Raw genomic sequence first — 14437 nt, forward strand, 5'->3', positions numbered from 1 at the left:
GTGCGCGTTCCGGCTCACCTTGGGGACAGCAGAGCATCGGCTGCGTACGGTCTGAACCACATCAGGAGAGGAAACCCCATGAGCGACGTCACCACCGCCACCAACCGCTACGCCGGTTCGTCCGTCCAGAAGGCCGCCCTCGTGGTCGGCATCGTGTTCCTGCTCGTCGGGATCGCCGGGTTCGTCCCCGGCATCACGACCGGCGACCTGGCCGGGGCCGGACACGAGTCGATGGGCATGCTGCTCGGCATCTTCCAGGTGTCCGTGCTGCACAACATCGTGCACCTGCTGTTCGGCGTCGTCGGACTGCTCGCCGCCAACCGTGCCTCCGGTTCGCGGATGTACCTGGTGATCGGCGGGATCGTCTACTTCGTGCTGTGGATCTACGGCCTGTTCACCGCCGGCCACAGCTCGGGTGCGAACTTCGTCCCGCTGAACAACGCCGACAACTGGCTGCACCTCGTCCTCGCCATCGGCATGGTCGCCCTCGGCGTCGTGCTGCCGCGTGAGCGTCGCCGACCCGCCAACGCCTGACCGACCCGAACCAGCCGGTCGCCGCACGGCGGTAGACCCCGAACGACACCGCCGACGTCCCACGACGTCGACGGTGTCGTTCTGCATTTGGGCCACCAGTCGTGCCCAAGCGGGCCCGACGGCGTCAGACCTCGGAGAACGGTTCGGCGTCGTCCAACCGCACCCGCAGCGTCGGAGCGGCGCGTCGGCGGTTGCCGCCCTTGAGCACCCGCCGGGTCGACGAGCGCCGGATGACCTCGGCCTTGAGCGTCGCGGCGACCTCGGCCCCGTGTGCGTACGGGAACCGCACGATCGCCCGGACCGTGCCGGGCAGGGCGTCGTCCTCGACCGGGACCGGGCCGAGCACCGGACCGACGACGGCGTCGCCGAGCGCTTCGACCGCCGCGGTGACGGCTTCGTCGGTACCGGTCATCGTCGCCACCCGGACCGCCGGCGGGAAGTGCAGTTCGCGGCGGTCGGTCAGTTCGTCGTGCGCGGGTCCGTCGAGTCGCCACAGGGCCATCGCCGAGGCCAGCCGACCGCCGATCCCGACCAGGTACACCTCGGCTCCGGGAGCCGACTTCGCCGCCGCGTTCGTCCAGAAGCGCAGGACGTCCTCCTGCACGCGCAGCCCCTCGCGGGCGAGCATCTTCTCACCGTCCAGCAGCAGCACGCAGGCGTAGCCCCCCGGCACCGACGGCTCGGCCCCACGGGTGGCGACGACGATGGACGGGCGGGCGGGGACCTCGTCGAGCGGGCGAGAGCCGTCGGCGACGACGATCCGCGTGCCGGGGAACGCCCGCCCGAGTTCGTCGGCGGTCCGTTGCGCTCCCTGACCGACCGGCTTGACGGTGCCGTTGCCGCACGTCGGGCAGCGGAACCCGACGGCCAGCGCTCCGCAGAACCGGCACTGGGGCGTGGCGCCACGGTGCGGGCTGCCGAGCGGCCCGCCGCAGACCCGGCAGTGCGCGCGTTCGCCGCACTCGGCACAGACCAGCCCGGTGCCGAAGCCCGGGCTCGCGACCTGCACCAGGACGGCACCGTGCTGGCTGGCCTCGCGCGCGGCACGCCACGCAGAGCTCGGGATGCGCGCCTGCGCGGCGAACCCCTCGGCCCCGGTCTGCTGCACGGTGGGGATGACCTTCGGGGTCTTCACGCGGTACGGCGCGACGTCCTGCAGCCAGTGCAGCTCGACCAGGCGCTGCACGTCGGTGCTGCGCGCGTGTGCAACGAACAGCAGCGCGGCACCGGACTGGGCGGCCCGCACCAGAGCGACGTCGCGCGTGTGCACGTAGGGCGCCCGCTGCTCGATGAACGAGGCATCGCCGTCGTCCCACATGGCGATCAGGCCGAGCTCCGTCGCCGGTGCGTACATCGCGGTGCGGTTGCCGATCGCGACCACCGGGTGCGTGCGGGCCTGCAGCAGTGCCTTCGCGCGCTGCCCGTTCGTCTGCTTGGCGTCGAAGCGCACCACCCGCTCCGGTGGCATCACGGCGAGCAGGGCACGCTCGAGGTCGATGACGTCGCGGAAGTCCGGAACGGCGATCACCGCGGACTGCTCGGCCGCCACCGTGTGCGCGGCCGCCTGGGCGAGCGTGGCGGCCCACCCCGGGACCCAGACCGGCGCGTCCGCGTCACCCAACGCCACGGGCTGGGGCACGGCGGCGACCGCAGCGCGTCCGTGCTCCGTCACCACGGCCTCCAGGACGCCGTCGGCGTAGCCGGTGACGGGCGGGGCGGTCACCGGCGGCGGCGACCACGCGGTGTCACGGGCGAGCCAGGCCTTCTCGGCGCGCACCTGCCGCGGGGGCACGGCGAGGCGCAGCACGTCGGAGGCGACCCCCGCGGCCCGGTCGGCGACGGCGCGCGCGAGGGTCCAGATCTCCGGCGCCAGGACGGGCACCGGGGACAGGACGGCCTCGATCTGGCTCAACTCACCTGGGTACTCACCCTCGGTGACGATCTCGACCACGTAGCCGTCGGACATCCGCGCCCCGGTGCGCAGCGGCACCTTGACGCGGACCCCCGCCACGCAGTCGTCCTCGAGCTCGGCCGGTACCCGGTAGTCGAACAGACGGTCCAACTGCGGGAGCGGCGAGTCGAGGACGACGCGCGCGACGGTGGTCACGCGGTGCTTCAGACGGTCGCGGCGACGAGTCCTGCGGCGGCGCGGAGTTCCTCGACACGGTCGAGCTGCTCCCACGTGAACCCGGGGAGCTCGCGGCCGAAGTGGCCGTAGGTCGCGGTCTGCGCGTAGATCGGTCGGAGCAGGTCGAGGTCGCGGATGATCGCGGCCGGACGCAGGTCGAACACCTGGCGGATGGCGGCCTCGATCGTGGCGTCGTCGACGTGTCCGGTGCCGAAGGTCTCGACGTAGAGCCCGACGGGCTTCGCACGGCCGATCGCGTACGCGACCTGCACCTCGAGCCGGTCGGCGAGCCCCGCGGCGACCGCGTTCTTGGCGACCCAGCGCAGCGCGTACGCCGCCGAACGGTCGACCTTCGACGGGTCCTTGCCGCTGAACGCGCCGCCACCGTGACGGGAGGCCCCGCCGTAGGTGTCGACGATCACCTTGCGGCCGGTGAGCCCGGCGTCGCCCTGGGGACCGCCGATCTCGAAGCGGCCGGTCGGGTTCACGATGACGTCGACGTGCGACGAGTCGAGGTCGACCAGGTCGAGGACCGGACGGATCACGTGCTCGGTGATCGCGGCGGTGAGTTCGTCGAGCGTGACGCTCGGCGAATGCTGCGTGGAGAGCACGACGGTCTCGACGGTCTTCGGAACGACGCCGTCGTACCCGATGGTGACCTGGGTCTTGCCGTCCGGGCGCAGGAACGACAGCTCGCCCGACTTCCGGACCGCGGCCAGGCGCTCGGCCAGGCGGTGCGCCAGCCAGATCGCGACCGGCATGTACTCGGGGGTCTCGTTCGTCGCGAAGCCGAACATGATGCCCTGGTCGCCGGCGCCCTGACGGTCGAGCGGGTCGACCGCACCGGTGCGGGAGTCGAGCGACTCGTCCACACCCTGCGCGATGTCCGGCGACTGCGCGCCGATCGAGACCTCGACACCGCACGTGGCACCGTCGAACGAGACGTCCGACGAGTTGTAGCCGATGCCGGTGATGACGTCACGGACGAGCTTGGGGATCTCGACGTAGCCGGAGGTCGTGACCTCGCCGGCGACGTGCACGAGCCCGGTGGTCACCATCGTCTCGACGGCGACGCGCGCGTTCGGGTCGACCGTGAGCAGTGCGTCGAGGATGCTGTCCGAGATCTGGTCGCAGATCTTGTCGGGGTGCCCCTCGGTCACCGACTCGGACGTGAAGAGGCGGAGAGCAGCTGCAGTCACCGGGATCAGTCGGTGGGCTGCTGCTGCTTGGTGACGGTGAGCTTGTCCTCGTTGATCTCGTGGAGCGCGACGGACAGCGGCTTGTCGTCGATCGTCGAGTCGACGAGCGGTCCGACGTTGTCGAAGAGCGAGCCCTCGTGCAGGTCGGCGTAGTAGTCGTTGATCTGGCGGGCGCGCTTGGACGCGAAGATGACGAGCGCGTACTTCGACTCGACCTTGCTGAGCAGGTCGTCGATGGGCGGGTCGATGATGCCCTGGGGGTTGGCCATGGTGTCTCCTCGAAGTCAGTGCACCCGTCAGGGCGCAGAGAACAAGTCTACGACCTCACGTGCCGCGGTGCCGACATCGGAGTTCACGATCCGCACGTCGAACTCGTCCTGGGCGGCCAGCTCGACCTTCGCGGTCTCGAGGCGACGCGCTTGTTCCTCCGCGGATTCGGTCCCGCGGCCGATGAGCCGGCGCACCAGTTCCTCCCACGTCGGGGGCAGCAGGAACACGAGCACCGCCTCGGGCATGGCGTCGCGGACCTGCCGGGCGCCCTGCAGGTCGATCTCGAGCATGACCTTCTCGCCGGCGTCGAGCGCGCGGTCGATCGGCGGGCGCGGGGTGCCGTAGCGGTACGAGTTGTGGACGGTCGCCCACTCGAGCAGCTCACGGTCGCGGATCATGCGGTCGAACTCGTCGTCGTCCACGAAGTAGTAGTGCACGCCGTCGACCTCGCCGGGGCGCGGCTTCCGCGTGGTGGCGGAGACGCTGAGGTTGACGTCCGGGTAGTGCTGTCGGATGTGCGCGCTGACCGTGCCCTTGCCGACCGCGGTGGGTCCGGCGAGCACGACGAGCTTCGAGGCACCACGCTTGCGACCGCGGGCGGCGAGCCAGTCGGCCAGGGCCGCGCGCTGCCGGGTCCCCAGGCCACCGAGGCGCTTCGACGGTGCGATCCGCAGGGACCCCATGATCGCCTCGGCCCGCGCGGGGCCGATGCCCGGCAGGCTCACCAGCAGGTCACGGACCCGCAGCGAGCGTTCCGCCGAGGTCGTCTCGACCAGCGAGTCGTCCCACGCGGCACGGGCGACGTCGAGCGCGGAGCGCTCCCCCGACGCGATCGCGGCCTTCACCGCGGCCCGGGCGCGTCGCGCGGCGACGGCGGCCTTCGCCGCGGCGACGCGGTCCACCTCTGGCGGGGTGCGGTGGGCGGGCAGGCCCTCGTGGTCGTCGGTCACGCTGCCGCCGCCAGTGCGGTGCGGATGCGGTCCGCGCGGTCGGCGACGAGCGCCGCAGCACCGTCCGGACCGTCGGTCAGCAGGCCGCGCGACTCGCTCACGAGCACCTGCTCGGCACGCGCGCCGTACAGCGCACGGAGGTCCTCGATGCGGGCGCCCTGGGCACCGAAGCCCGGGGCGAGGACCGGCGCCGTGCCGATCGCGTCCGCGTCGATGCCGAAGTCGTCGAGGTGAAGGGTCGCGCCGAGCACGAGCCCGACGTCGCCGAGGGCCTGATCGCCCACGGACCGGTTGTCGTCTGCCACGTCCAAGACGATACCGGCCGCGACCGTCCGGCCGGTACGCGGTCCCTCTGCCAGCACCGCGGTCTGGAGCACCCGGGCCTCGGGGTTGCTCGTCGCCGCGAGCACGAAGACCCCGGCACCGTTCCGGCGCGCGACGTCGATCGTGCCCCGGAGCGAGCCGTACCCGAGGTACGGCGACACGGTCATCGCGTCAGCCGCGAACGGCCCGTCACGGTCGAGCCACGCGAGCGCGTAGTCGTCACCGGTGGTCCCGATGTCGCCCCGCTTCACGTCGGCGACGACCAGGAGGCCCGCATCGCGTGCCCGGCGGATCGTCGCGTCGAGCGCACGGTAGCCCGCCACCCCCGCCGCCTCGAAGAAGGCGACCTGCGGCTTCACGATCGCCGCGCGGCCGGCGGCCGCGTCGACCAGCGTCGCGCCGAACGCCGTGAGGCCCTGCTCGTCGCGGGCGAGCCCCCACGCCGCCAGGGTGGCGGCGTGGGGGTCGATCCCGACGCAGAGCGGTGAACGCTCCCCCATGGCGGACGCGAGGCGTACGCCGAAGGAGGCCGGGCCTCCAGACCGGGGCGTGTCCACGCCGGCAGCCGTCACCAGGTCGCGCGCTCGCGCGCGTAGTCCTGCAGGCTGCGGACGTTGAGCGGCGAACCGATCGTCTCGATCGCCGCGACGGCCGCCCCGATCTGCGCGATCGTCGTGAAGAGCGGCTTGTCCGCCGCCACCGTGGCCGCACGGATCTCGTACCCGTCCGCACGACCGGCGGCACCCGACGGCGTGTTGATGACGATGTCGACCTCGCCCGTGGCGAGCAGGTCGACGACGCTCTCGCCGCCCTGGCTGTACTTGCCGACGATCCCGACCTCGATGCCGTTGCGGCGGAGGATCTCCGCCGTGCCCTCGGTCGCGATGATCGTGAAGCCGAGCTGCTGCAGGCGGTGCACCGGCAGCACGATCGCACGCTTGTCGGTGTCGGCGACGCTCACGAAGACCGTGCCGCTGGTCGGCAGGCCGCCGTACGCGGCGTCCTGCGACTTGAGGAAGGCCCGCGGAAAGTCGCGGTCGATGCCCATGACCTCGCCGGTGGAGCGCATCTCGGGGCTGAGCACCGAGTCGACGACCTGGCCCTCGCGGGTGCGGAAGCGACGGAAGGGCAGCACGGCCTCCTTCACGGCGACCGGCGACTGCGCGGGCACGAACGCGCCGTCACGCTCGGGCAGCATGCCCTCGGCGACGAGCTCGGCGACCGTGGTGCCGGTCATGATGCGGGACGCGGCCTTGGCCAGCGGGATGCCGAGCGCCTTCGAGACGAAGGGCACCGTGCGGCTGGCGCGCGGGTTCGCCTCGAGGACGTAGAGCACGCCGGCGCCGATGGCGAACTGGACGTTGAGCAGGCCCTGCACGCCGATGCCGCGGGCGATCTTCTCGGTCGCGTCGACCACGCCCTGGATCTCCGCGCGGCCGAGGCCGACCGGAGGCAGGGTGCACGCCGAGTCGCCGGAGTGGATGCCGGCCTCTTCGAGGTGCTCCATGATGCCGCCGATGTACAGCCGCTCGCCGTCGAAGAGCGCGTCCACGTCGATCTCGACGGCGTCGTCCAGGAACCGGTCGACCAGCAGCGGGAGCTCCGGGCCGATGATCGCCTGGTCGGCCATCCGGTCGAAGTAGTCCGCGAGCGACGGGGAGTCGTAGAGGATCTCCATGCCGCGGCCGCCGAGCACGAACGACGGGCGGACGAGGACGGGGTACCCGATCTCCTCGGCCACCGTGGTCGCGCTCGCCAGGTCGTGGGCCGTGCCGTTCCGCGGTGCGAGCAGACCGGCGGCGTCGAGGATGGCGGAGAACTGTCCGCGCTCCTCGGCCGAGTCGATCGCGGTCGGGCTGGTGCCGAGGATCGGGATGCCAGCAGCCTCGAGCGGCTTCGCCAGGCCCAGGGCGGTCTGACCACCGAGCTGCACGACGACGCCGACGAGCTCGCCGGACGCGGCCTCGGCCTCGATGACCTCGAGGACGTCCTCGGCGGTCAGGGGCTCGAAGTACAGGCGGTCCGAGGTGTCGTAGTCGGTCGACACGGTCTCGGGGTTGCAGTTGATCATGATCGTCTCGAACCCGGCGGCGCTCAGCGCGAAGGACGCGTGCACGCAGGAGTAGTCGAACTCGACGCCCTGCCCGATGCGGTTCGGGCCGGAGCCGAGGATGACGACCTTCTTGCGGTCGCTCGGGACGACCTCGGTCTCGGTGTCGTACGACGAGTAGTGGTACGGCGTCAGGGCCGGGAACTCGCCGGCGCAGGTGTCGACCGTCTTGAAGACGGGCCGGATGCCCTGGGCGTGCCGCTCGTCACGGACCTGCTGCTCGGAGACCGGTGCCGCGTCCGAGCTGCGCAGGCTCGCGATCTGGGTGTCGCTGAAGCCGTGCTCCTTCGCCCAGCGCAGGGTGTCCGCGTCGAGGGACTCGGCGGCACGGACCTCGTCCGCGACCTCGTTGATGAGCACGATCTGGTCGATGAACCAGGGGTCGATCTTGGTGGCCTCGAAGACCTCGTCCGCGGTGGCACCCGCGACCAGGGCCTGCTGGACCGTCACGATGCGACCGTCGGTCGGGATCGACGACTTCGTCAGCAGGGCGTCCTTGTCGAGCTCGGCCGCCGGGGTGTCCCAGTGGAAGCTCGACCCGCGCTTCTCGAGCGAGCGCAGCGACTTCTGCAGTGCGGTGGCGTAGTTCCGGCCGATGGCCATCGCCTCGCCGACGCTCTTCATCGTCGTGGTGAGGGTGGCGTCGGCGGCCGGGAACTTCTCGAACGCGAACCGCGGGGTCTTCACGACCACGTAGTCGAGCGTCGGCTCGAAGCTCGCCGGGGTGACCTTCGTGATGTCGTTCTCGATCTCGTCGAGCCGGTAGCCGATGGCGAGCTTCGCGGCGATCTTGGCGATCGGGAAGCCCGTGGCCTTCGACGCGAGGGCCGACGAGCGGGACACGCGGGGGTTCATCTCGATGACGATGACGCGGCCGTCGGACGGGTCGACGGCGAACTGGATGTTGCAGCCGCCGGTGTCGACACCGACGCGACGGATGATGTCGATGCCGATGTTCCGCATGTTCTGGTACTCGCGGTCGGTCAGGGTCAGCGCGGGGGCGACCGTGATCGAGTCACCGGTGTGGACACCGACGGGGTCGACGTTCTCGATGGAGCAGATGACGACGGTGTTGTCGTAGTTGTCGCGCATCAGCTCGAGCTCGTACTCCTTCCAGCCGAGGATGGACTCCTCGAGCAGGACCTCGGTCGTCGGGCTGGACTGCAGCCCGTCGCCGACGAAGCGGACGAGTTCGGCCTCGTTGTAGGCGAAGCCCGAGCCGAGGCCGCCCATGGTGAAGGACGGGCGGACGACCAGCGGGTACCCGAGGTCCTTCGCGAACTCCTTCGCTTCTTCGAGCGTGTGCGCGATGTGGCTGCGGGCGACGTCGGCACCGGACTCGAGCACGAGCTCCTTGAAGAGCTGACGGTCCTCGCCGCGCTGGATCGCCTCGACCTTGGCACCGATGAGCTCGACGCCGTGCTTGGTGAGGATGCCGGCCTCGTCGAGCGCGATGGCCGCGTTCAGGGCCGTCTGGCCGCCGAGGGTCGGCAGGACGGCATCCGGCTTCTCGATGCGGATGATCTCCTCGAGCGACGCGTTCGTGATCGGCTCGATGTAGGTCGCGTCGGCGAAGTCGGGGTCGGTCATGATCGTCGCCGGGTTCGGGTTGACCAGGATGACCCGGACGCCCTCGGCCCGGAGGACGCGGCACGCCTGGGTGCCGGAGTAGTCGAACTCGGCGGCCTGACCGATGACGATCGGGCCGGAACCGATGACGAGGACGGAGTTGATGTCTGCGCGCTTGGGCATCAGTTCGCTTCCTTGGTGATGTCTGCTGCGGGGGTCGTGGCATCGGCGGTGGCCGCGTCGAGCGGCTCCCCGTCGCGACGCTCGCGCACCATGTCCGCGAACCGGTCGAAGAGGTACATGCTGTCGTGCGGTCCGGCGGCGGCCTCGGGGTGGTACTGCACGCTGAACGCGGGCACGTCGAGCGCGCGGAGGCCCTCGACCACGTTGTCGTTCAGCGAGTAGTGCGAGACCTCGACCCGACCGAACCCGGCGGGCGACTCGAGGACCTCGCCGAGGGGTGCGTCGACCGCGAAGCCGTGGTTCTGGCTCGTGATCTCGACCTTGCCCGTGGTCGTGTCGAGCACCGGCTGGTTGATGCCGCGGTGACCGAAGGGCAGCTTGTAGGTGCCGAAGCCGAGCGCACGGCCGAGCAGCTGGTTGCCGAAGCAGATGCCGAAGAAGGGCCGGCCGGTACGCAGGCTGTCCTGCAGCAGTTCCACCTGCGCGTCCGACGCGGCGGGGTCGCCGGGGCCGTTCGAGTAGAACAGGGCGTCCGGTGCGAGGGCTTCCAGCTCCGGGGCGGAGATGTCCTGCGGCACCACGTGCACCTCGAAGCCGCGGGCGGCGAGGTACCGGGTGGTCGAGGCCTTCACGCCGAGGTCGAGCACGGCCAGGGTGCCGATCTGCTCGCCGACTGCGGGGACGACGTAGGGCTCCGGGGTGGACACGACCGCCGAGAAGCTCGCGCCGGCCATCGTCGCCTGCGACACGACCGCGTCCAGCTGCGACTCGGCGGGCAGTGCGGCGTCCGCACCGCTGAAGACGCCGCCCTTCATGGCGCCGGCGTCACGGATGCGGCGGGTGAGCGCGCGGGTGTCGATGCCGGAGATGCCGACGATGCCGTCGCGCACCAGGTGGTCGTCGAGCGTGGCGTTCGCGCGGTGGTTCGACACCACGCGGCTGGGGTCGCGCACCACGTACCCGGCGACCCAGATGCGACGGGACTCGGGGTCCTCGTCGTTCACGCCCGTGTTGCCGATGTGCGGCGCGGTCTGCACCACGATCTGTCCGGCGTAGGAGGGGTCGGTCAGCGTCTCCTGGTAGCCGGTCATGCCGGTCGCGAAGACCACCTCACCGAGCGTGCGCCCACGGGCGCCGTAGGCCCAGCCGTCGTACCGGGTGCCGTCTTCGAGGACCAGGACGGCCCGTTCGCGTGTCATGCTTTCTTCCCTTCGCCCGCGGTTCGCGGAGCATCGGCCGCAGTCGCCTGCGGCCCGGTCTCGGTCAGTCCCTGCAGGGCGTGCAGCGCGGCTGCGTCGCCCTCCGGGAACCGGAAGTAGGTGTCCAGGTCCGTCGCACCTGCGGCGCCGGTCGCCGTCCATCGCAGACGGACCAGTCCCCCGGGTTCGACCACTCGGTCGATCGCCCACGTGGAGCGGTCGGCGCCGCGGACCGCGTCACGCGCGATCCAGCGGTCGTCGGTGCCGGCGAGGCGCATCACCACGCCGGTCGCGTGGACCGTCACCCCGCCGCGGCCGCGGAACCCGAGGCCGCCTGCGGTGATGCGTTCCAGCGGCTGGTCGGCACGGGTCGTCGCGACGGTGAACCCGTCCCACGACCCGACCGCCGGCGCCAGGTCGGCCGGCACCCGGACCGGAGGCACGGCTTCCGCCTGCTTCCTGGTCCGCGTCCGCCAGGTGCGCGCCATCGCCACGAACAGGGCGGCGACCGCGAGCAGGATCACCGCGCCGAGGAGCCAGCGCTGGGCGTCGCCGCTCATGCGCGCGCCCCCGTCCGGAACGCCGCGGCGTGCGCCGCGATCGTCTCCGCGTCGACGACCTTGCCGTCGAGCACCGTCGCGTACCCCTGGTGGAAGGTGGCGACGACCCGGCCCGGCAGCGTCATGCCGAGGTACGGCGAGTTCTGCGACTGCCCTGCGAGGTCGGTGACCGCGAACTCGCGACTGGCCGACGGGTCGTAGAGCGTGATCTCGGCGGGAGCGCCCGCGGCGATCCGCTGCCCGTGCCCCTCGACCTGGCCGATCCGCGCCGGTGCCTCGGACAGCACCCGTGCGACGTCGGCCCAGTCGAGCCGGCCGTCGTCGACCACCGCGGCCTGCACCACGCTCAGCGCGGACTCGAGCCCGACCATGCCGTTCGCGGCGGCGGGCCACTCGCAGCACTTCGCCTCGGCGGTGTGCGGTGCGTGGTCGGTCGCGACGATGTCGATGGTGCCGTCGGCCAGGGCCGCGCGGAGTGCCTCGACGTCCTCGCGGGCGCGGAGCGGCGGGTTCACCTTGTAGCGGGCGTCGTACCCGGGGGCACCGTCGTGGCCGGCGATGAGGTCCTCGGTGAGCACCAGGTGGTGCGGCGTGACCTCGGCCGTGACGTCGATGCCACGGGACTTCGCCCACCGGATCACCTCGACGCTGCCGGCCGTCGAGACGTGGCAGACGTGCAGGCGTGCTCCGACGTGGTCGGCGAGCAGGACGTCGCGGGCGATGATCGCCTCTTCCGCGACGGCGGGCCAGCCGGCGAGGCCGAGCTCCGAGGACAGTCGCCCCTCGTTCATCTGCGCGCCGATGGTCAGCCGGGGCTCCTGGGCGTGCTGCGCGAGCACCCCGCCGAAGCCCTTGATGTACTCGAGTGCGCGGCGCATGAGCAGCGGGTCGGCCACGCAGGAGCCGTCGTCCGAGAAGACCCGGACCTTCGCCCGGGAGGTCGCCATCGCGCCGATCTCGGACAGGTGGGTGCCCTGCAGCCCCTGTGACACGGCACCGATCGGGCGGACCGTCACGTAGCCGGCGTCGTCACCGAGCGCCTGGACCTGCTCGACGACCCCGGCGGTGTCCGCGACGGGGCTCGAGTTCGCCATGGCGTTGACGGCGGTGAACCCGCCGGCAGCCGCGGCACGCGAGCCGGTGAGGACCGTCTCGGACTCCTCGTGACCGGGCTCGCGCAGGTGCGTGTGGAGGTCCACGAGACCGGGCAGGGCGATGAGGCCGTCCGCGTCCACGGTGGTGGCGCCGGCCGCGTCGAGACCGGACCCGACCGCGGTGATGCGCCCGGCCTCCAGGCGGATGTCGGCACGCGAGCCGTCGACCAGCTGCGCGCCACGGATCAGGTGAGCGGTCATGCGGCGGACTCCTTCGCGTCGGTGCCGTTGCCGGCACTGCCCGTCAGGGCGAGGTAGAGGACGGCCATCCGGACCGAGACGCCGTTCTCGACCTGCTCGACGACGGTCGAGCGGGGGTCGTCGGCGGCGACGCCAGCGATCTCGAGCCCGCGGTTCATCGGACCGGGGTGCATGATCAGCGTGCGCTCGGACAGCCGCCCGAAGCGCGCCGCCGTCAGGCCCCAGTGCCGCGTGTACTCGCGCGGGTTCGGGAAGAAGGCGTCGTTCATGCGTTCCTGCTGGATGCGGAGCGTCATGACGACGTCCGGGTCCTCGGCCAGGGCGGTGTCGAGGTCGTGGTGCACCGCGGCGCCGAACGGGGTCGGGGTGGCAGGCAGCAGTGTCGGCGGCGCGGCGAACGTCACGCTCGCCCCGAGGGTGCGGAGCAGCCACGCGTTCGACCGGGCGACCCGGCTGTGCAGCACGTCGCCGATGATCAGGACGCGCACGCCGTCGAGCCCCTGGCCGCGCGACCCGGCGCCGTGCAGGCGACGGCGCATGGTGAACGCGTCGAGCAGTGCCTGCGTCGGGTGCTCGTGGGTCCCGTCACCGGCGTTGACCACGGGGACGTCGATCCAGTCGGCGTCGGCGAGCACCCGCGGGGCGCCCGATGCACCGTGGCGCATGACGATGCCGTCGATGCCCATCGCGCCGAGGGTCTGCACGGTGTCCTTCAGGGATTCACCCTTCGAGACGCTCGAGCCCTTCGCGGCGAAGTTCAGGACGTCGGCCGACAGGCGCTTCGCGGCGGCCTCGAACGAGATGCGCGTGCGCGTGGAGTCCTCGAAGAACAGGTTCACCACGGTCTTGCCGCGCAGGGCCGGGAGCTTCCGGACCTCGCGCGTGTTGACCTCGGCCATCTCCTCGGCGACGTCGAGGATGTGGACGGCCTGGTCGCGGGACAGGTCGGCGGTGGAGAGCAGGTGCCGCATCACGCCACCCCCTGCTCGATGAACACGGTGTCGTCGCCGTCGGTCTCGGCCAGGTGCAGCGTGACCCGCTCGTCGGACGCGGTCGGCAGGTTCTTGCCCACGTGGTCCGCGCGGATCGGCAGCTCGCGGTGGCCACGGTCGACGAGCACGGCGAGCCGGACGGCACGCGGCCGCCCGATGCCCTGCAGCGCGTCGAGCGCGGCACGGACGGTGCGCCCGGAGTAGAGCACGTCGTCGACGAGCACGACGACCTTGCCGTCGATGCCGCCGGCGGGGATGACCGTCCGGTGCGGCGCGCGACCGATGCCGTGGCCCAGGTCGTCCCGGTGCATGGTGACGTCGAGCGTGCCGACACGCTCCGTCCCGATGCCGCCGGCGGCCGAGGACCACTCCGGCTCGATGCCGGCCAGGATCCGGCCGAGACGTTCGGCCAGGACGGCGCCGCGGGTCGGGATGCCGAGGAGCACGAGGTCCGAGCCCCCGTGGTTGGCTTCGAGGATCTCGTGCGCGATGCGTGTCAGGGCACGCGTGATGTCGGGCTGTTGCAGGACCGTTCTGGTTCCCACGTCGACCCCCTTCCCCGCCTCACTGGACGGCATTAAAGGATGCTGACGTGGTCAACCCTACCGGGACTCCTGGTCTCCTGCGACCGTCCGACCGGACGGTGCGCGACCGCCGGCGACGGCCCCGAGCACGCCGTTGACGAAGCCCGCCGAGTCCTCGGTGGACAGCGACTGCGCGAGTTCGACCGCCTCGGCGATCGCGACGGCGTCGGGGACCTCAGGGTTGAACCGGAGTTCCCACACGGCCATCCGCAGGATGCAGCGGTCGAGGACCGGCATCCGGGCGATCGACCAGCCCTGGGCGTGGTCCACGATGACGGAGTCGATCTCGTGACGGGCGTCGTCGACACCGGTGACGATCTGGCGCGCGTAGTCCCAGCTGGAGGCACGCTCCGGCTGGTCCAGGTGCCGGACCGTCTCGGTGGCGAGCACGTCCGCGATCGGCAGCTCACGCACCTCGGCCACGTACAGCATGTCGAGGGCGCGCTTGCGGGCCTTCGAACGAGCACTCATACGGTCAGC

General features: G+C 71.6%; 13 protein-coding genes. 1 reads left to right on the forward strand and 12 read right to left on the reverse strand.

Going from position 1 to position 14437, the window contains the following annotated elements; all coding sequences use genetic code 11:
* Positions 1-78: 78 nt before the first annotated feature.
* Positions 79-534 carry a DUF4383 domain-containing protein gene (locus FFG40_RS12795; RefSeq protein WP_071403720.1) on the forward strand — a complete coding sequence of 152 codons (456 nt, stop codon included), beginning with the start codon at positions 79-81 and terminating at the stop codon, positions 532-534.
* 124 nt (positions 535-658) lie between these two features.
* Here FFG40_RS12795 and FFG40_RS12800 read toward each other — a convergent pair whose 3' ends face one another.
* The 12 genes from FFG40_RS12800 to nusB are packed head-to-tail and all read right to left on the reverse strand — an operon-like array spanning position 659 to position 14428.
* Positions 659-2641 carry a primosomal protein N' gene (locus tag FFG40_RS12800; protein ID WP_138803574.1) on the reverse strand — a complete coding sequence of 661 codons (1983 nt, stop codon included), beginning with the start codon at positions 2639-2641 and terminating at the stop codon, positions 659-661.
* 8 nt (positions 2642-2649) lie between these two features.
* Positions 2650-3861 carry a methionine adenosyltransferase gene (metK, locus tag FFG40_RS12805; protein WP_110858970.1) on the reverse strand — a complete coding sequence of 404 codons (1212 nt, stop codon included), beginning with the start codon at positions 3859-3861 and terminating at the stop codon, positions 2650-2652.
* A gap of 5 nt (positions 3862-3866) precedes the next feature.
* Positions 3867-4130, reverse strand: coding sequence for a DNA-directed RNA polymerase subunit omega (gene rpoZ / locus FFG40_RS12810; protein WP_017887186.1), 264 nt, complete (start codon positions 4128-4130; stop codon positions 3867-3869).
* Positions 4131-4157: 27 nt separating this feature from the next.
* Positions 4158-5081, reverse strand: a complete 924-nt coding sequence (gene gmk, locus FFG40_RS12815) for a guanylate kinase (RefSeq protein ID WP_232536487.1) — start codon at positions 5079-5081, stop codon at positions 4158-4160.
* Positions 5078-5977 carry an orotidine-5'-phosphate decarboxylase gene (gene pyrF / locus FFG40_RS12820; RefSeq protein WP_138803575.1) on the reverse strand — a complete coding sequence of 300 codons (900 nt, stop codon included), beginning with the start codon at positions 5975-5977 and terminating at the stop codon, positions 5078-5080. Before pyrF ends, gmk begins: the two co-directional genes overlap by 4 nt.
* Positions 5974-9267 (reverse strand): carbamoyl-phosphate synthase large subunit, encoded by a 3294-nt coding sequence (gene carB / locus FFG40_RS12825; protein ID WP_138803576.1) that lies wholly within the window; start codon positions 9265-9267, stop codon positions 5974-5976. The genes pyrF and carB overlap by 4 nt, the downstream gene beginning before the upstream one ends.
* Positions 9267-10466 carry a glutamine-hydrolyzing carbamoyl-phosphate synthase small subunit gene (gene carA, locus FFG40_RS12830; protein ID WP_027465740.1) on the reverse strand — a complete coding sequence of 400 codons (1200 nt, stop codon included), beginning with the start codon at positions 10464-10466 and terminating at the stop codon, positions 9267-9269. The genes carB and carA overlap by 1 nt, the downstream gene beginning before the upstream one ends.
* Positions 10463-11026 (reverse strand): hypothetical protein, encoded by a 564-nt coding sequence (locus FFG40_RS12835; RefSeq protein WP_051596738.1) that lies wholly within the window; start codon positions 11024-11026, stop codon positions 10463-10465. The genes carA and FFG40_RS12835 overlap by 4 nt, the downstream gene beginning before the upstream one ends.
* Positions 11023-12381: a dihydroorotase gene (locus FFG40_RS12840; protein ID WP_138803577.1), complete on the reverse strand. Its 1359-nt coding sequence runs from the start codon at positions 12379-12381 to the stop codon at positions 11023-11025. Before FFG40_RS12840 ends, FFG40_RS12835 begins: the two co-directional genes overlap by 4 nt.
* Entirely contained in the window at positions 12378-13352 is a 975-nt protein-coding gene (locus FFG40_RS12845; protein WP_027465742.1) for an aspartate carbamoyltransferase catalytic subunit, read from the reverse strand. Before FFG40_RS12845 ends, FFG40_RS12840 begins: the two co-directional genes overlap by 4 nt.
* Positions 13352-13951 (reverse strand): bifunctional pyr operon transcriptional regulator/uracil phosphoribosyltransferase PyrR, encoded by a 600-nt coding sequence (gene pyrR / locus FFG40_RS12850; RefSeq protein ID WP_017887177.1) that lies wholly within the window; start codon positions 13949-13951, stop codon positions 13352-13354. Before pyrR ends, FFG40_RS12845 begins: the two co-directional genes overlap by 1 nt.
* Before the next feature lie 24 nt (positions 13952-13975).
* Positions 13976-14428, reverse strand: coding sequence for a transcription antitermination factor NusB (gene nusB / locus FFG40_RS12855; protein WP_027465744.1), 453 nt, complete (start codon positions 14426-14428; stop codon positions 13976-13978).
* Positions 14429-14437 lie beyond the last annotated feature (9 nt).

Origin of the sequence: Curtobacterium sp. KBS0715, from assembly GCF_005938005.2 — a bacterium.
GTDB lineage: Bacteria > Actinomycetota > Actinomycetes > Actinomycetales > Microbacteriaceae > Curtobacterium > Curtobacterium flaccumfaciens.